Genomic DNA, 17546 nt, shown 5'->3' on the forward strand with positions numbered 1-17546 from the left:
TCCTTTACTGTTCGCGGGGTCGTTACACACTGGTTTTCTTGAACCGTTTGGAGGCGAACCACAGAGTGATCAGGCCCATCACCAGCAGGGCCGCCATCTGCGGCCACAAGATCAGGGGCCCAATGCCCTTGAGGAAGATGCCGCGCACGACAACCAGAAAATAGCGTAGCGGGTTCAAATAGGTAAGCCATTGCACTGACTCGGGCATGTTGGCGATGGGAAACATGAAGCCGGACAGGAGCACCGCCGGAAAATAGAAGAAAAAGGTGCTCATCATGGCCTGCTGCTGAGTGTCGCTTACGGTGGAAATGAGCAGCCCCACGCCGAGAGTGGTCATCAGGTAAAAGCCGGTGGCGAGAAACAGCAGCGCCAGATTGCCGCGAATGGGAACCTCGAACCAAAAAACCCCGACCACGGTCACCAAAATCACGTCGGCAATGCCGATCAGGGCGAACGGCACGGTTTTGCCTAAAATGAATTCAGCCGGAGTGATGGGGGTGACCATGATCTGTTCCATGGTGCCGATCTCCTTTTCGCGCACCACGGCCATGCTGGTGAGCATCAAGGTGATCAGCATGACGATTATGGCAATGACTCCGGGCACATAAAAGTTACGGCTCTCCAAATTGGCGTTGAACCAGGGCCGGGTGTCCAAAACAACCCGGGGGGGATCCACGGGCTGCCCCTGCAGTCGTGCGTAGCGCCGGCTCAAAACCTGCTTGGAATATTCGCGAGTAATGTCGGTTGTATAGTCGAGTACCGTGCCAGCAGTATTGGAGTCGGTCCCATCGACGATGACCTGCAGCTGCGGAGTTTTGCCTGCGCGCAGATCATCGCCGTAGCCTTCCCGAATGCGGATGATCGCCCGCACTTTTCCATGGTCCAGCAGTTCTGTTACACGGCCTTCATGGTAGATATACTCCGCCACATCGAAGTATTCCGTACCAGCAAATCGACTCACCAGCTCCCGGCTGGCCGGACTGTTATCCTGATCATAGACTGCCGTGGCCACATGCTTTACATCGGTGGTCACCGCATAGCCGAAAACCAGCACCTGGATAACGGGCATCAGGAAAATCACCCCTTTCATCTTCGGATCGCGAAAAATCTGGATGAATTCCTTGATCAGCATGTGTTTGATTCGCTCAAACATGGCTACTCCAGTTTCTTCTTGAACTTGTCATTGGCAAGAATGACCATCACTACCCCAAAGGCTCCGAGCAGTCCCGCCTGGATGGCCATTACCTCCAGTCCCACCCCTTTTAGGTAGATTCCCTTGAGAAGACTCACAAAGTATGTGGCCGGTATGACGTAAGTGATGATTTGGATGGGCTGGGGCATATTGCTGATGGCATACATGAACCCGGACAGTAAAAAGGAGGGAAGAAAGGTCAGCACCATGGCAAGCTGGCTGGCCAGCAGCTGACTTTTAGTCACGACACTGATAAGGATGCCGAGCGATAGTGCCCCCACCAGAAAAACGGCGGCCATCCCGAACAGCAGCGGGACGCTGCCACGCAGGGGAACATCGAACAGAAATTCGCCCATGAGGACCGCCAGCAAAACGTCGAACATGCCGATGGTGAAGTAGGGAAACAGCTTTCCCAGGATCAGCTCGGGCCCTTTGACCGGAGTCGAGATGAGCTGCTCCATGGTGCCGCGCTCCCACTCGCGGGCTATGGTGAGGGAGGTCAAAAGCGCTGCAATGACCATCATGATGACGGCAATGAGTCCCGGCACGATATAATTTTTGGACTCCATGTCCTCGTTGTACCAGGTCCTTGGCCGGTAATCGAGCGGCAGATCAAGGGTGCGTCCCGTTTTCCTTTGAACCTCGCGCACGGCCACCTGCTGCGAGAAGCTCTGGGCGACCGTCTCCGCATAGCCTATGGCGGTGTCCGCCGTATCGGAATCGCTCCCGTCGACGATCAGCTGAACCGGCGCGGCCCGCCCCGCTTCGATGAGCTGCGCGAAATCACGAGGGATAATGAGGGCCGCCAGGGCCTCGGCGGAATTGATGGCACGGTCGACCTCGCCGTAGCCGTGCACAAATTTTACAATCGAAAAATAGGGCGACCCCTGAAAACCGCTCAGAAAATCGCGGCTCACCTGCGATTCACTTTGGTCCCAGACCACCGTCGGCACGTTGTCCACGTCCAGGCTCAAGGCGTAGCCGAACAGCAGCAGCAGGATCACCGGAATGACGATGCCCATTCCCAGGCTGCGGGGGTCTCTGATGATGTGCAGGTATTCCTTGCGAGCGACGGCCCAGGTTCGATAGAGCTTCATCGCTTCACCTCCTGTTGCGGCTGCTCGGCCCGGTCGCGGGCTTCGATGAGGGAAACGAAAACGTCTTCCAGGGAGGGAACGATGCCTTCGACGCGCGTCACTGCGTAACCTCTGCGCTGCAGCAGATCGGAAATTGCAGCGACCGCCCGTTCGGTCTCTTCCACCACCACGTGCAGCCCCTTGCCGAATAAGGCCACCTCTTTGATCCCTTCGATCTGCTCGATCTCACCCATGGCATCCTGCGGACGCTCACAGATCACTTCCAGCACATCTTCCTGCATCAGTTCGGTTTTCAAAGTTTCAGGGGTTCCTGCGGCAATCAGCTCGCCTCGATAAATCAGCCCCAGTCGGTCGCAGTATTCGGCCTCATCCATGTAATGGGTGGTCACAAAAACCGTCACTCCCTTTCCGGATAATTCATAGATCAGGTCCCAAAACTGGCGGCGGCTGACGGGATCCACTCCCGAAGTCGGCTCATCCAGGAAAATGACCGGCGGCTCGTGCAAAATGGCGCATCCCAATGCCAGCCGCTGTTTCCACCCGCCTGATAGAATGGCGGTTCGGGAGTGCCGGTGATGTTCCAGTCCGGCCATCTCGATCACCCATTCTTTCCGCGCCTTTTTCCTGGCGGGATCAATGCGATAGATGCCGCTGTAAAAATCGATATTCTCGGAAACCGTCAAATCGTCGTATAAAGAGAATTTCTGGCTCATGTAGCCGATATGTTTTTTAATTTCTTCAGCCTGGGTGCGAATGTCGAAGCCCGCCACTGTGCCTACCCCGTCCGTCGGCGCAAGCACTCCGATGAGCATGCGGATGGTGGTCGATTTGCCGGCGCCGTTGGGCCCCAGGAAGCCGAAAATTTCTCCTTTTTTCACCTCAAAGCTCACCCTGTTGACGGCGATGAAGCTGCCGAACCGGCGCTCCAGGTCTTGAACGACCACAGCGGTCTCATTCGAGTTCTTCTCGACGCTGTTCATCGGGCTTGCTCACTCCTCTCTTGTTCTGCCAGCACCGAAACAAAAACGTCCTCCAGGCTTGGCTCGATGGGGCGAGGCGCGCTTGCATCAATTCCGGCATCTTGCAGTATTTTTGCGGCCTCGGACTCGACTTTTTGCGGGTCCCTGGTGACGATGTGAATCCGCTCTCCAAAGAGCCCCACCGACTCTTCCCGGAGCTCTTTTTTGAGCAGCTGATAAGCCTTGCGCGAATCCGCAACACGAATTTCCAGAATGGCTCCGGGCATGATTTGCTTGACTTCGTCCGGTGTTCCCAGAGCAAGGATCTGCCCCTTGTAAATGAGGCCCAGACGGTTGCAGCGCTCGGCTTCATCCAGGTAGGCGGTGGAGACAAAGATGGTCACCTTCTCACGCAACAGCTGATAGAGAATGCGCCAAAAGTCTCGGCGTGACACGGGGTCCACTCCATTAGTGGGCTCATCCAAAAAGAGCACTTTTGGTGTGTGAATGAGGGCGCAGGCGAGGCCCAATTTTTGTTTCATGCCGCCCGAGAGATTCCCTGCCAGGCGCTGTTTGAAAGGCGTGAGGTTGCTGAAGGCGAGAAGCTCGTCAATTCTTTTGCTGCGGCCTTTACGCGGAACTCCATAAATGTCCGCATAGAAATTAATATTTTCCATCACCGAAAGGTCCGGGTAGAGGCCGAACTTCTGACTCATATAGCCGATCCTTTCCTTGATTGCCTCGGCTTCTTTGACGACGTGGAAGCCGGCCACCCAGGCATCTCCTGAAGTGGGCTCCATGATCGCAGTGAGCAGCCGCATGGTGGTAGTCTTGCCGGCTCCGTCCGGGCCCACCAGTCCGAAGATCTCCCCCTCGGTTACGGTGATGGTGAGGTCATCGACGGCAACGACTTCGTCAAATGTTTTTTTAAGCTTGGAGGTACGAATGGCACTCATAAGGCGTAAACTCGATCTGGTCTCACCACGGACACGCAGAGGATGCAGAGAAATACACCGAAAAAGCTGCGTGCGGCGGCCTGATCCTTCTAAGGACATTTGTTTTAATTACCGGCAAGATTGGTCGAGTTTTATCTCGGCATCGGCGGGCATGCCGGCCTTGAGCTCCATATCCGGATTTTTGACATCGATTTTCACCCGATAGACCAGCTTGACCCGCTGCTGCTCGGTCTGGACCTGCTTGGGGGTGAATTCCGCTTCCGGGGAGATGAAAGAAACGCAGCCCTCGAAGCGCTTGCCGGGATAGCTGTCGCAGGTTATTTCGGCGCGCCGGCCCACCTTGACCCGGCCGAGATCGGTCTCGTTGATGTAGCCCCGCAGCCATACGTTGACCAAATCGCCAACGGTGACCACAGGGGTACCGGCGGAGACGTATTCTCCCGGCTCCACATTTTCGGACAGCACCAGGCCGGACAGAGGCGAAGCCAGACTGGCATAGCCCAGGCGGGTTTCAGCCAGCCCCAGTTGCTCGCGCGCCCGCTCGAGCTCCGCACGAGCCTGCTCGATTTCCTCCTCCCGCGGTCCGTTGCGCAGCCGCTCGAGCTCCGCTTCCGCTTCACGGGCGGCGGCCGCGGCTACCTGGTAGCCGGCTCGGGAGGCTTCGAATTCGCGCTGCGAAATGACTTTTCTGTTGAAGAGGGTTTGATCCCGCGTATAATCTGATTTCTGCCGGGCTTCCTCGGCCCGGCTCTTGGCCAGCAGCGCCTCCGCCTTGGCAATCTCTTCGGAACGATAGCCGGCCTCGAGCTCGGCAAGCCGCGCCCGGGCCGCTCGCACTTCCGCTTTCCTGAGGGCCGTCTCGCGCTCCAACTCGCGGCCGTCGAGGCGGGCAATCAACTGGCCTGATCGGCACATCTCGCCCTCCGCAACCAGCCGCGCCTCGACTTTTCCCGGAATCTGAAAGGCCACTTCCGCGTCCGTGATCTCAATGTTTCCGGAGGTACGAACGATATTCCGATCTTTCTCAGGCCCCTTCCAGATGAACAGGTAACTCGCTACTCCCCCGCCCGCTAACACAGCCAACAAAACGATCATCCCAATTTTCTTTTTCATCGGCCCCCCCTCAGTGACAATGACCTTGGCTTCCTAATCTGAAACTATTTTGAGCATCTCCGAATATTCGAAATTCAGCCTCTCATCATCGTCCCCGCACCGGCATCCGGGCACATGGCCCGTATTTGGATTCCCGCTCGAAGATCCCGCTACCGTGGTATTGCGCGGAAATGACAGAAGAAGGATATCGATATGTGTGTTTAAGCCACCCGCCTGACGTTTCTGAATGCCGGCTCAGGAACGATATCCGGTTTCGGCGCCAATTCGATCTTCCTCACGGCGCTGCGGTGAATCACGACCAGTCGATCATCCAGCTCCAGGAGTATTAGAGGTTCGGCTCTCGATTCGTGGATCTGGGTCAGGATATCCCTGGGGCGCTCCGGGTGTGACGGGGCAAATTCATAAATTTCTTCAGACCCATCCGTGAAATACAAATGCAACTGTCGTACTTCTGCTGCTTGTGGCATCCCGCCCTCCGTTGAGCCATATTGGCTGCAGTCTGATCACTGAACAATTGCTTTATGTTCGTCATTGATTCCCCACATCCCCGTTATACAGAGGATTGCCGGAACTGACCGATTCTAATTGGATCCGTCCGCATTAATTAGCTATACTTCTATAATTTCCTCACCGTGCTCATACAGAGCCAATGGTCCGTCCGCACTGATCTTGATAACAAAGCCCTGTTTGGATAGCTCGCGAGCCACTCCAGATCGAGTACCTTCAGATCCACTCGGGCGATTTGGAATCACTGCTCCGTACGTGAGGAGCTTTCCGTTATTGCTGACAAGGGTAGCACCATCGATTGAAGCCAGCATTGCAATGGTCGATGCCCCCAGTAAAACCGCATCGTCGGTGGGTAACAACCTGTGAAATAACCATTCGGGATGTACACCTTGAGCCTCCCTCGGTGAGGCTCCGGGGACTTCCAGTCTGCCGCTCGCGCCTGAAGACGACCCCTCAGCGGTTGAGCGAGAAACACTTTCCCTGGCGATCTCGATGCAATCCTTCTCATGCAACCCGTCGGGGTAACTCTCTACCAGACCCAATATACCGCCGTGCCCGTATGCTGATAAAAGTAACGCCGCATCAAACATGACCATCCCAATCTGTCCATACTTCTTGCCTATTATTTCCCTTACAGTCCCCCATAGCATCGCCTTCCACTTCCCGGAGTGTCGAACAAAAAGAGGCTTCCCTTTTTCGAACAGGACAATCGCACCATTTTTACGCAAAGCCAGGGAAAGCCCGCCCAGCGCTTGTGAAGCTTGCAGCAGAAAATCCAGACCCCCGAATCGATATCCTGTTGGGGCAGTATGTATGTTTAGATTCTGCAGTGAATCTGTCGTGATCCACCCGACAGGTTCACCGACGGGTGAAATCCATAGTGCTGCATTGATTCCGTCTGCCAGAAGAGGGGTTCGTTTCAGCTTCCTAAAGTCGTCGGGATAAACACCTTCCTTGAGCGGCCTGGCCGTTCTTGAGGGAGGTGCAATGACAACTCCGTGGGATAATTCTCGATGCTCTACACGACTAGTAGCCAGGCTTTCGAAGTATCTGATAACTTCGGCTACGGTCCGGGCCAACCTCTCTTGATCCACCTGCATACCTCGGTGAACTCCAGACGAATAATAAAGCCCCGCTGCGATGCGAGAGATCAGCCAGAGAGGAAGCTGAGTCGTGATAGATATCTTTATCTCGTGTGCTGCAGCCCTATAGATGCGCATCGACCAAACGCGTGAGGCCTGGTCACAAATAGCAACTGCAAGATCCAGTTCTCCGGGTATATTCTCCCGAAAGGCGATGTCGTTAATCCTTAGAGTCTCACCGACTGCCTGAGCCGAAGGCACTTCGACATTCGATTTTTCCGAAGGAAAACCCAAAAAGCGTCTCCCTGTATCGCTCATTAAAAGAAATCTCTCACGCCACCATCCGTGATGGCCGGGCACCGGCATAATGGTCTTCCTCAATAGACTCAACGGATAAAACGAGCTGTTTCTCAACGTTTTCTTCTCAGGGTTCTTCACGTTTTTCTCCACGTTTTTGTACCTGAGAATGACACGTATGCCCGGGAAAAGCTCAGTCAGGAATTCGGCGGCCTTTTTCCCCACGAAGTCGAAGTGTTCCCCCGCCCTGTAATGCGGCGGATCAAATTCAATACGCACCTTACCCATTTTGTTTCCTTGTGCAATCAAGCCTCCCGTATGACCGGAAAGCTAACTATCGTTGCATCTGCCTTGAGCATCCGGTCCGAGCGACAGGGTCTTGCAGGGCACAATTACTCCTTAATTATGCTGATGCTCAGTTTCAGCTTTACCCGTCTCGGCCTCGCTGTGATGTGCCTTCAACCCCGCAGCATCAAGGTGCAACCGCTCCACGTAGTGAACGAACTCAACATAAGATGCTACAAACTCCCGCCCTGCTTCAAGGCTGTCGCCAGCATGCTTTTTCTTCTCGACGGTTTGATGAAACCGTTCGCGTACTCCGGTGGCCACATTGTTCGTCAACTCGGTCACCAACTGGTCCGCCGAGCCTTTTTCCAACGCCCTGTCGGCTTCTTTGACCGCCGGGTCCAGATCCATCCCTGCAGGCTTCAGGCCCGTGTAGGGCGCACCCTCGCCAGCCCGGTGAATGCGAACCAGCTTCTCGAAAAAATATCTGTCTGCGAGCTTTTCCGCTTTGGGACCTAACTTCCGGACAGCAAGAGTCTCTTGAAAGGATCTCTTGATTTCAACTTCGTCCCCTTCTTGCACCCAAATAAGCACCGGATCAACGTTCTCGGTTTCCAGGGCTTCTTTGGCAGCCTTGACCACGGGGCCGTCCATGGTGTCGCAATGTGCAAAGCACTTTGCGGCCCCCGCAAATGTAACGATTGACAGGACAATAAAGACATTACTCAAAGCGACGAAAAGCTTATTTTTCATAATAGTTTTCTCCTTATCTGCTGATGTCGTTGGCTCATAATCGTCGTGGCTTACCCCATCCAGTGTTACTTGACTGAACCTTCCAACACCCGCCCGAAGACTTGTTGAGCGCCGGCACGAGGTGGCGCATGCAATTCATCCAGGTTGTTATTCCTCCCGGGAAATACACTCCTCAGGGCAGGTGACGATGGCTTCCTCAATGCACTCCTCATCACCGCCCTCGGACAAAATACGTAGGCCTTCTCCGCATCCTCATCCATCTCGAACACCTCTGGGCAGAGCTCAGCACAGCTCCCACAAGCGATACAACACTCTTCGTCCAGCAAAACTCTTCGTCCCATTGCTGGCTCCTTTTCTGCTTGAAAATCTTTATTTCGTCCGGATCGCCTCACAAAAAATCTCCCAGGCCCTGGATACCTGGCCAGTCGCATCGAAGCGACCGGCGCTCACATGCCACAGAATCGCAGCCGGTTGAATCAGCCCCAAAAACATAACCGCGACGGTCGCCGGATCGAGGTCGTCTCTGATGGTGCCCTCCCGCTGCCCCCGGCGTAGGATCTCTTCCACCTGTTTGAGATACCCCTCGATGATGCCGTACAGTCTGGCCCTTCTTGCCGGATCGCCGAAACCCACTGCTTCCGAGAAAATGATCCGGGGAATGGCTTCATTTTCCCGAATCAGTCGGATATGGCGCATCAAAAGCAGCCTCAGGCGCTCCAGGCAATCCGGCGACTCCTGGTAAACCGCCTGCACATTTCCGAGCAGCCGTTGTTCAATAAGCTCCAGCACCGCGACCAGGATCTCGTCCTTGCTTTTGAAGTGGCGATAAATCGCCGACGGCACCATCCCGATGCGCTGGGCCACACGCTCTATATTGAGCCCCTGCAGGCCATGTGCGGCCAGTAGGCTCAATGCGGCCCGGGCAATCTGGTCTTGTCTGACCTGAGTCCCCAGTTTTTTAGTCATCATAGTCTCCTCATGTGAATGCTTATTCACATAAACCATAGCACAAAAAATCCTTGTGTCAAGAGGCTAACGACGGATGCGCTGGACCGGGAATCGCATCAAGGCTGAATTTGAGATCGGGACAGAGCGCTTGCAGTTGGTTGGCCAAATCGCGGCCGTTGATCTCAAGCCGCCAGGCCAGCTCAAGGTCCTCCCCGATCAGAGGCCGGGGCATCTTGAGCATGCCTTCCACAGTCTCGTTCAAATCAAGCACCCGCGTCGCTACGGTCAGCTTGCAGGCAACAGCCGACAGTTGGCTGGTAATGACCACTGAGCGACAGAAGTCCTGGAGGATCTCCTCCAGGCAGGCAGCGTGTTCGACGGGTCCGTCCTCAAGAAGGCCCGCTAAGTTCTCGCACCATGAACAAGGAGATTCTTTCGTGTCGCAAAGCAGGATTAGCCCTCAGGCAGTATAACTTTGCAGCGTGCGCGGATATTCGGTCAAGACGATTGGCCGGTCGGGCCCACCACCACGGTATCTTCCACGCGCACGCCCCACGGGCCGGTGTACAGGCCGCAATTGCCGATGGCTATGACCACATTGGCATCGAGGGGCGGAGGCGCCGCTTCGCCATGGAAGAAGGCATGCCCCGGCGGCAGTGGAGATTCTTCGAATTCGATGCCGATGCCGTGGATCGGCGGGCCGAAGATATGATCTTTGTGCCCTGCCGCTTCGAGCGCCCCGTGCATCGTCCGCTCCAACTCCGTCATTTCCACCCCGGCCCCGGCTTTGGCGATGGTCGCTTCAAGAGCTTCCACATAGAGATCGTGGGCGGCCTGCTGCTCCGAGGCAGGCGTGCCGACACACGCCATTCGACACATGTCCGCACTGTAGCCGTCCACTACGGGATGAATGTCGATCATCACCAGATCGCCCTCTTGCAGCTTGCGTAAAGTGGGCAGCCCGTGGGCGACATTGGTGCGCGGCCCGGACGACACATAACTGCGGTAGAAATCCACCGCTCCGTTCAGCCGCATGGCATACTCGGCCGCCGCCACCACCTGGCTCTCCGTCACCCCATACGTGACCGCCTCCAGCGCAGCCTCCATCCCTTGCACTGCCACTTGCGCCGCTTTTTTCATCGCCTCGATTTCACCTTCATATTTCACCAAACGGAGCTCCGACATGATGGGCGTGCAGTCTTTGGCAACCACACCTTCGGGCTTGGCATGGGGGTGGGTGAGCATCCCCATGCGGGGCTGCGGCAGAAAAGCATACTCCAGGCCCACGACTCCCTGGCGAATGCCGAACCGCTCAAAATAATGGGCGATGGAGTGAATCATACCCACTTCATCTTCAAACCCGGTTAGATGGTCAAAATGGGCCAGCCGCCTGACATCTTCAAGATCGGTTGAGGGGACGCCCAGCGCCAATTCCCCTTCCCGGGTGATCATCGCATAGGCGCACAGGCGGCCGTCGCCCGTCAGATAAAACATGTTGGCCGGTTTGGTGAGCACCATGACATCCAGCCCGGCTGTTTCCATCAAACGGCAGCATCGCCGGATGCGCTCTTGATAGAAATCATTCGCCATCTCCCCCTCCTTTCTTCTTACCTATACCCGTTAAGGTTTGAGAGCTTCGTTTTTGAGCTGTTCGCGGATTACCGGGATATCATCCTATACGCCGCCCTTTGGTTGGTCCAAGTCGTCTTCAGTTTCGTTGGTTCAAGTCTCCGACTTGAACCAACCCGAATGCCGTTAATCCGTGATGAGCCTCAAACCCTCAATTCACCATGTCAATCCTCCCAGGAGATGCACTCCTCCGGGCAGGTGGCAATCGACTCCTCGATGCACTCCTCATCGCCACCTTCAGTGAGAAGTACGCGGGCCTTCTCCGCATCCTCATCCATCTCGAACACCTCCGGGCAAAGCTCGGCGCAGCTCCCACAGCCAATACAGCATTCTTCGTCCAGTACAACTCTTCGTCCCATTTCTTGCTCCTCCCTTGTCTGCAGAAATTATCTGGTCCGGATGGCCTCACGAAAGATCTCCCAGGCTTTGGATGCCTGGCGGGTCACATCGAATCGGCCGCTGCTTACATGCCAGAGAATCGCAGCCGGCTGAATCAGTCCCAAAAACATAACCGCAACGGTTGCCGGATCGAGCTCCGCTCGGATGGCTCCCTCCTTCTGGCCTCGACGCAGGATCTCTTCCACCTCCTGGAGATACCTGCTGATGATACCGTACAGCCTGGACTTTTTGGCGGGATCGCCAAAACCAACTTCTTCCGAAAAGACCACTCGGGGCACGGCTTCATTTTCCCGAATGAGCTGGATATGGTGCATCAGAAGGAGCCTCAAGCGCTCCAGTGAATCCGCCGACTCCTCACAAACCGCCTGCACATTGCCAACAAGCCGTTCTTCGATAAGCCCCAGGACCGCATCCAAGATTTCTTCTTTACTTTTGAAATGGCGATAAATTGCCGACGGCACCATCCCGATGCGCTGGGCCACACGCTTTATATTGAGCCCCTGCAGGCCATGAGTGGCCAGCAGGCCCAGTGCGGCCCGCGCAATCTGCTCTTGTCTCACCTGCGTGCCCAGTTTTACAGTGGTCATACTGTCCTCATGTGAATGGTCATTCACATCAAACATAGCACAAAACATTCGACTGTCAAGAGGCATTGTGGCAGAGGCATTGTGGTGACTTGAGGGACTGTAGCATTCCCGCAACACGATCAAGAAAGTAATACTGATCTTTAACAGCGGAAGGTCCCAAAAGGCCCTCCGGCAGCCGCAAATCCGCATGAAATCTAGGTGATGTTTTTTGGAGGGTCAAAAATGTAGTGCCATGAATAGGTATGAGTTTACTTGTACTTGGCATTGGACCAAAGTATTCTGGGAGCACCAAATTGTAGTGGAGGCTCCCATGTTTGCAGGTATCAAGAAGTCCGGTCCACATCAGTATGTTCAGATCGTTGAGAACCGGCGAGAAGGAACCAAGGTGGTTCAGCGAGTCGTGTCTACCCTCGGCCGCCTTGATCGGCTCAACTCCAAGGGTGACATCGAAAGCATCGTTCGGTCCCTTTCGCGGTTTTCCGATCAGGTCCTGATGGTGATTTCGGGAAAGAGCGAACTCCTTGCCGAGGCAAAGAAGATCGGTCCCGCTTTGATCTTTGAGCGTCTTTGGGCGGAGCTCGGGATCGGAAAGGTGCTCAGGGAGCTTCTTGCGAACCGGCTGTTCAGCTTCGATGTGGAACGAGCCGTGTTTCTCACAGTGCTTCACAGGCTCATGGTCTGCGGCTCCGATAGGTTCTGCGACAAATGGCGAAGCGACTACCTCATTCGGCAAACGGGCGGACTGTCTTTGCACCATCTTTACCGGGCCATGGCTTTCCTCGGAGAAGAGACCGAAGATCAGAAGGATGCCACACCTTTTTCCCCCCGGTGCACCAAGGATCTGATCGAGGAGCGGCTGTTCCGGGGGCAGCGGCACCTTTTCACGGGGCTCGATCTTGTCTTCTTCGATACGACCTCCCTCTACTTCGAAGGCCAGGGTGGAGAGAGCCTCGGGAAGAGGGGGTTTAGCAAGGATCACCGACCGGATCTCAACCAGATGGTGGTGGGAGCGATCCTTGATAGCAACGGCAGACCCATTTGTTGCGAGATGTGGCCGGGCAATACCACGGATGTGAAGACCTTGCTCCCGGTGGCTGAGCGGATCAAGCAACGTTTCCAGGTGGCCCGCTTCTGCCTGGTGGCCGACCGGGGGATGATCAGCCGTGAGACCCTCGCTGCTTTGGATGATCTGAAGACGGGGCTCCCGCACATTCTGGGTGTGCGGATGCGTAAAGTGAAGGAGGTCCGAGAGGAGGTCCTCTCGGATGCGGGAGACTACCGGGAGGTACACACGGAGGGCAAATCCTCCAAGGACCCTTCGCCCCTCAAGGTCAAAGAGGTCAAGGTAAACGGCAGGCGCTACATCGTTTGCCTCAACTCCAAACAGGCACGAAAGGACAAGGCGGATCGGGAAGCAATCATTGCCTCCCTCGAAGAGCAACTGAAGGGCGGAGCAAAAAAACTCGTTGGAAACCGCGGCTATAGGCGCTACGTCAAGACCGAACGAGATGCCTTCTCCATCGACTATGAGAAGATGAAGGAAGAGGAGCGATTTGACGGAAAGTGGGTGCTCACCACCAACACCCACTTTACCGCCGAGCAGGCAGCGCTCAAATACAAGGAGCTTTGGCAGGTTGAGCAGGTCTTCAGAGACGCAAAGTCTCTTCTCGAGACCAGGCCGGTGTTTCATCAGCGGGACGATACGATCCGTGGCCACGTGTTTTGCAGTTTCCTTGCTCTCCTTCTCAAAAAGGAGCTGTACCGGCGCATCGAGGCGGCCGGCCATAGCTTTGAGTGGTCCGATATCAAGCAGGACCTCAGGGCGCTCCAGCAAGTCGTCATCGAAGAGGAAGGCAAGCGGCTTGCCATCCGCACCGAGTGCCGCGGCACCTGCGGAAAGGTATTCCAGGCCGTCGGTGTCGCCATACCTCCGGCCATCCGCCACCTGGAGCCCTGACGATGTGGCCGGGCGTAGATCGGATTTGTAGTGCCAAGAACGAGATGTGTACATCTATGTTAGCAATATTGCAGAATATTTTTATGCGTGCTGTTAAAGATCAGTAATACGCGGTGAGCCATGGAGATACAAGGAGCTGAATCATCAGCCGTTCGCGGCGCTGGGGAATTATCTGGCGATTATCGACAAGTGGCTCGAAAGTGACAAGGAGAAGCCGGCAAAGCAGCGACATACGGCGCATCGGATATACAACCGGCTGGTGGATGAGCAAGGTTTTAAAGGGAGTGAATCCACTGTACAGCGCTATGTGCGACTTGCCAAGATGAGGCTCGGTATTGCAGTTCCTCGCGCGTTTATTCCATGCGACGCCGAGGCCGGTTATTAGGGCGAGGTGGATTGGGGCACGGCGATGGCTATCATATCGGGAGAAGAAGTGCGGCTGAAGTTTTTCTGCATGCGGAGCAAATACTCTGGTAAGCACTTTGTCCGACTGTACCCTTGCGAGCGGCAGCAGGCGTTCTTTGATGCGCATGTACGTGCAGTTGCTTTTTTGGACGGAGTTTTTCCGGTGCTCGTTCCAGTCAAGCTCCGTACGGAAAGTGATGCAAGGCAAGGATCGCCAGGAGCAGGAAGCATTCATCAAGTTAAGGGGTATTACAGTTTTGAGGCGCGTTTCTGCAATCCTGACAGCGACCACGAGAAAGGCCGGGTGGTCGGCATGGCGCGGCGGAACTACATGGTTCCCGTTCCGGAGGTGGGGAGCCTTGAGGAGCTTAATGGAATGATTCTGCGCCAGTGTCTCGCCTACGGGAATCACAAGATATCGGGACGAGATCGGAAAGTAAACGAATTGTATGAAGATGAGAATGTGCAAGTCTGCGACGGACGCGCCGACAAGTACGCCACTGTTATTGTGGACAAGAATCGATAATCCGTGCCGAGTTGTTACGCGGGTTTCAAGGTAAAGGTGCTGCTTCACGTAGATCGGGTGGAGATCTTCACCGGTGGAAAGAAGCTGGCCACTCACGAGCGGATGTATGGCAACAACAAATGGTGCCTCAATCCGGATCACTATCTTGAACTGATCCAACAACGACCGATGGCTTTCTTCCATAGCGCCAGGCCTATCCGGCAGTGGCGGAAGAGTTGGCCAGAGTCCCTACACGTGCTTTTGGAGCGCTTTTGTCGCGCTCAAGGCGAGTCAAAAGGAATCAAGGACTTCATCACCGTTCTTATGCTCTACAGAGATCATACAGCCGACGAGATAGAAGCCGCGGTGGAGTTGGCCGGCAAAAACAATATCAGCACCAGCGAAGGAGTATGTCACATTTTGACCCATGCGGGCGATGCCGATACAACCATCGCTCCCCTGGCCGCCTGGTCGTCTCTGCCTGCTCCCGATGTGGCCGTTTACGGACAACTGGGAGGTATCCAATGACAATAGGAACATTGATAGAGCTTAAAGCTAATCTCAAGGCGTTGAATCTTTCCAGCATGGCTCGAAACCTTGAGGGACATCTTCGGCAGGTCAAAGAGAGCGGAACCGACTACGATGAGTTTCTTTTGGATCTGACGGCCGCGGAGCTTCAGGCCAGAGGGGAAAGCAGGCTGAATCGGCGCATCAAGGAATCGAAGTTCCCCCTCTTGAAGCCCATCGGTATTCTTTTTCATGGCAGCTTCCGTTTTATTTGTGGTTGTGATGACTTAGGAAAATCAACACAACCACATTTGGGGCTGCCTTTTCATCAAAAACCGTTAAATTTCACATGGTTTACATACCCATAACGTAATTAAATGGTGTGCGAAACTCAAGATAATAATTTGTCCAGAGTACGTAAGATTTTAATTTTTCTTATATTTATTATATGCTAGATGGGAACAATTTTTTGCCCAGAAATACCAAAGTTGTTTGAGTATAAGAAAGGGTCAGACCTCTGGAATCTTCCTGAGCAAGGTCCGAGGACGGCTTATGCATATATCTCACGCTTCCCGAAACTTATCGCTTTCATCGAAAAGCACGAAGGGGAAATCCAGTCTGACCTATGGGGGTTGCTGTACGGCTATCCATTGGATGAGGTACACCAGTCCACATATGCGCATAAGAGATGGGAAAAGACCCAGGATCAAGTCAGAAGAAGCAAGGACTCTTCGGGCAAACGAGGATTGAATCAAAGTCCGTCAAATCTTCCTGAAAGATAATCTACAAGCGCCTTCCCATCGCTTAGGACTGCCAGGATTTCGTTGTAGTAGGTCCCCATGACCTGCACTCGATACATTATAATCCATTATGGAATGAAAAAAATTTATGGTAAAAACAGATTGAGCATTGTTTTCGGCGTGCCTATTCCCCCATCCTTTAGATAGAACTACTATCAAGGTGTAACGGATTTGTTATGTCATTTGGACCGATCAGCGATTCGGCCATCATAAAAGACGCGGAGTCTTTGCCGCCCTTTCCGCGGGTGGTGGATAAGGTTATTCCTCTGCTCCACTCGTTGGCTCCAATGAGTGAAGTGGAGCAGGTGGTTCAGTACGACCCGGTTATAGCCGCTCGTGTACTCAGGGTAGCGCGGTCCCCGTATTACGGAGGGTCCAGGGTGAAGACCCTGCGGGACGCTGTCATATTCCTTGGACAAAGAACGCTTTGCGAGACCATTCTTGCCGCATGTTCCATGGGCTACTTTAAAGACCTTGACGCGTACAACGGAACATCTGCCCATCGGGTCTGGCAGCATTCTATCGCCGTGGCGGTCATGTCGCAGACGTTGGCGACCCGGCTGGCGTTACGAACAGCCCTGGCCAACTTCATGGCCGGACTGCTGCACGATTTTGGCAAAATGGTGCTCAACTCGTATTTGCGACCTCATAAAGAGGCCTTCGCTCAAGCTCTCGCTTCCGGTCTCTCGATGAGACAGACGGAAGAAATGATTTTAGGTACCGATCATGCCATCGTCGGTGGGATCATCGCATCAAGCTGGAAGCTGCCGAACGTGGTCATAGCAAGCATCCGGCACCACCACGCACCTGAAGAGGGCGGGGAATTCCGCCGAAATGCGGCAGTGGTCTGCGCGGCTGATGTCATCGCAATGCAGGCAGGCTATGGCTATGAAGGTGAATGGCACACTGAAAAGAACCACCAGTGGGTTTTAGATGATTTAAAGATCACTCCCGAGGGACTGGCTGCACTGGTAAAGCAGGTCAAGCAGGCCGTAAAAGGCGCAATGACCTCTTTTGGTGAGAACCCCGCAAACTCTGCAAAAACCTTTTCAGACTTGCGTGGGATGCCCCGTAGTTAATCTAGAGCTCTTCATCAACAACCGCATTAGTCCTCTCCAAGATGCATGGGATGAGAAACCAGTGAATCATCGGGTGAAAATGTGATTCGAGTTATCCCCCGTGTATCCCCATTGTGCGTGTTGGGTCAATTATGTTAAGGTACAACGTCTATATGAAAATGATGATTGGTATTAATGATTCCGAATAGTTACCGATTATACATTTTCATGCTTCGTTGTGACCTACCGGGTCATGGCCGTTAGTAGACAGAATGATGGAGGAGGCAAAATGTCCAAGGTGGTGACAATCCGCATCGATGAAGAAATTAAAGAACGGCTTGATAGACTGGCAAAGGCGACTGCTCGCAGTCGATCTTTTTTAGCTGCGGAGGCTATTCGTAATTATTTGGATGTGCAGGCCTGGCAGATAGACCAAATCTTGCAGGGCATTGAAGAAGCCGAGACTGGTAAGTTCGTAGAGCATGATCGGGTAGTGCAGCAGTGGGAGAG

General features: G+C 54.4%; 21 protein-coding genes. 7 read left to right on the forward strand and 14 right to left on the reverse strand.

What is annotated here, in order from left to right; genetic code table 11:
* Nucleotides 1-22: 22 nt before the first annotated feature.
* The 14 genes from K1V27_RS21555 to K1V27_RS21615 all read right to left on the reverse strand — a co-directional run bounded on the left by K1V27_RS21555 (nucleotide 23) and on the right by K1V27_RS21615 (nucleotide 11804).
* A complete protein-coding gene (locus K1V27_RS21555) occupies nucleotides 23-1153 on the reverse strand; it encodes an ABC transporter permease (protein ID WP_258932326.1) in 1131 nt (376 codons plus the stop codon).
* Between the two features lie 2 nt (nucleotides 1154-1155).
* On the reverse strand, nucleotides 1156-2289 hold the full coding sequence (locus K1V27_RS21560; protein ID WP_258932327.1) for an ABC transporter permease: 1134 nt from the start codon (nucleotides 2287-2289) through the stop codon (nucleotides 1156-1158).
* Entirely contained in the window at nucleotides 2286-3269 is a 984-nt protein-coding gene (locus K1V27_RS21565; protein ID WP_258932328.1) for an ABC transporter ATP-binding protein, read from the reverse strand. Before K1V27_RS21565 ends, K1V27_RS21560 begins: the two co-directional genes overlap by 4 nt.
* Nucleotides 3266-4204, reverse strand: coding sequence for an ABC transporter ATP-binding protein (locus K1V27_RS21570; protein WP_258932329.1), 939 nt, complete (start codon nucleotides 4202-4204; stop codon nucleotides 3266-3268). Before K1V27_RS21570 ends, K1V27_RS21565 begins: the two co-directional genes overlap by 4 nt.
* A gap of 108 nt (nucleotides 4205-4312) precedes the next feature.
* Complete coding sequence (locus K1V27_RS21575) at nucleotides 4313-5317, reverse strand: HlyD family secretion protein (protein ID WP_258932330.1); 1005 nt, start codon at nucleotides 5315-5317, stop codon at nucleotides 4313-4315.
* Nucleotides 5318-5517: 200 nt separating this feature from the next.
* On the reverse strand, nucleotides 5518-5784 hold the full coding sequence (locus tag K1V27_RS21580; RefSeq protein WP_258932332.1) for a hypothetical protein: 267 nt from the start codon (nucleotides 5782-5784) through the stop codon (nucleotides 5518-5520).
* A gap of 141 nt (nucleotides 5785-5925) precedes the next feature.
* The gene (locus K1V27_RS21585; RefSeq protein ID WP_258932334.1) at nucleotides 5926-7491 is read right to left on the reverse strand and encodes a hypothetical protein; all 1566 of its coding nucleotides are present in this window, start codon (nucleotides 7489-7491) and stop codon (nucleotides 5926-5928) included.
* A 111-nt stretch (nucleotides 7492-7602) separates the two neighbouring features.
* Complete coding sequence (locus tag K1V27_RS21590; protein WP_258932335.1) at nucleotides 7603-8241, reverse strand: DUF6448 family protein; 639 nt, start codon at nucleotides 8239-8241, stop codon at nucleotides 7603-7605.
* 65 nt (nucleotides 8242-8306) lie between these two features.
* The gene (locus K1V27_RS23070; protein WP_353740642.1) at nucleotides 8307-8672 is read right to left on the reverse strand and encodes a ferredoxin; all 366 of its coding nucleotides are present in this window, start codon (nucleotides 8670-8672) and stop codon (nucleotides 8307-8309) included.
* The gene (locus K1V27_RS21595) at nucleotides 8611-9210 is read right to left on the reverse strand and encodes a TetR/AcrR family transcriptional regulator (protein WP_258932336.1); all 600 of its coding nucleotides are present in this window, start codon (nucleotides 9208-9210) and stop codon (nucleotides 8611-8613) included. The genes K1V27_RS23070 and K1V27_RS21595 overlap by 62 nt, the downstream gene beginning before the upstream one ends.
* 55 nt (nucleotides 9211-9265) lie before the next feature.
* Entirely contained in the window at nucleotides 9266-9517 is a 252-nt protein-coding gene (locus tag K1V27_RS21600) for a hypothetical protein (RefSeq protein ID WP_258932337.1), read from the reverse strand.
* 170 nt (nucleotides 9518-9687) lie between these two features.
* Nucleotides 9688-10779: a M24 family metallopeptidase gene (locus K1V27_RS21605; RefSeq protein ID WP_258932338.1), complete on the reverse strand. Its 1092-nt coding sequence runs from the start codon at nucleotides 10777-10779 to the stop codon at nucleotides 9688-9690.
* 203 nt (nucleotides 10780-10982) lie between these two features.
* Nucleotides 10983-11177, reverse strand: a complete 195-nt coding sequence (locus K1V27_RS21610) for a ferredoxin (protein WP_258932339.1) — start codon at nucleotides 11175-11177, stop codon at nucleotides 10983-10985.
* A 27-nt stretch (nucleotides 11178-11204) separates the two neighbouring features.
* Nucleotides 11205-11804 (reverse strand): TetR/AcrR family transcriptional regulator, encoded by a 600-nt coding sequence (locus K1V27_RS21615; RefSeq protein ID WP_258932340.1) that lies wholly within the window; start codon nucleotides 11802-11804, stop codon nucleotides 11205-11207.
* Between the two features lie 310 nt (nucleotides 11805-12114).
* Between K1V27_RS21615 and K1V27_RS21620 the strand changes: the two genes are divergently transcribed.
* The 7 genes from K1V27_RS21620 to K1V27_RS21650 form a co-directional block, all read left to right on the forward strand.
* Entirely contained in the window at nucleotides 12115-13761 is a 1647-nt protein-coding gene (locus tag K1V27_RS21620; RefSeq protein WP_258932341.1) for an IS1634 family transposase, read from the forward strand.
* 181 nt (nucleotides 13762-13942) lie between these two features.
* Nucleotides 13943-14146: a hypothetical protein gene (locus K1V27_RS23245; RefSeq protein WP_492226231.1), complete on the forward strand. Its 204-nt coding sequence runs from the start codon at nucleotides 13943-13945 to the stop codon at nucleotides 14144-14146.
* A 333-nt stretch (nucleotides 14147-14479) separates the two neighbouring features.
* Nucleotides 14480-14692 carry a hypothetical protein gene (locus tag K1V27_RS21630; protein ID WP_258932343.1) on the forward strand — a complete coding sequence of 71 codons (213 nt, stop codon included), beginning with the start codon at nucleotides 14480-14482 and terminating at the stop codon, nucleotides 14690-14692.
* A gap of 3 nt (nucleotides 14693-14695) precedes the next feature.
* Nucleotides 14696-15199 (forward strand): hypothetical protein, encoded by a 504-nt coding sequence (locus K1V27_RS21635; RefSeq protein WP_258932344.1) that lies wholly within the window; start codon nucleotides 14696-14698, stop codon nucleotides 15197-15199.
* Complete coding sequence (locus tag K1V27_RS21640; protein WP_258932345.1) at nucleotides 15196-15546, forward strand: hypothetical protein; 351 nt, start codon at nucleotides 15196-15198, stop codon at nucleotides 15544-15546. The genes K1V27_RS21635 and K1V27_RS21640 overlap by 4 nt, the downstream gene beginning before the upstream one ends.
* Before the next feature lie 608 nt (nucleotides 15547-16154).
* A complete protein-coding gene (locus tag K1V27_RS21645; RefSeq protein WP_258932346.1) occupies nucleotides 16155-17057 on the forward strand; it encodes an HDOD domain-containing protein in 903 nt (300 codons plus the stop codon).
* Between the two features lie 268 nt (nucleotides 17058-17325).
* Nucleotides 17326-17546: CopG family ribbon-helix-helix protein (locus K1V27_RS21650; protein ID WP_258932347.1), on the forward strand; the 221-nt coding region annotated here is incomplete at its 3' end.

It is taken from the genome of Desulfoferrobacter suflitae (assembly GCF_022603395.1).
GTDB lineage: Bacteria > Desulfobacterota > Syntrophobacteria > Syntrophobacterales > Syntrophobacteraceae > Desulfoferrobacter > Desulfoferrobacter suflitae.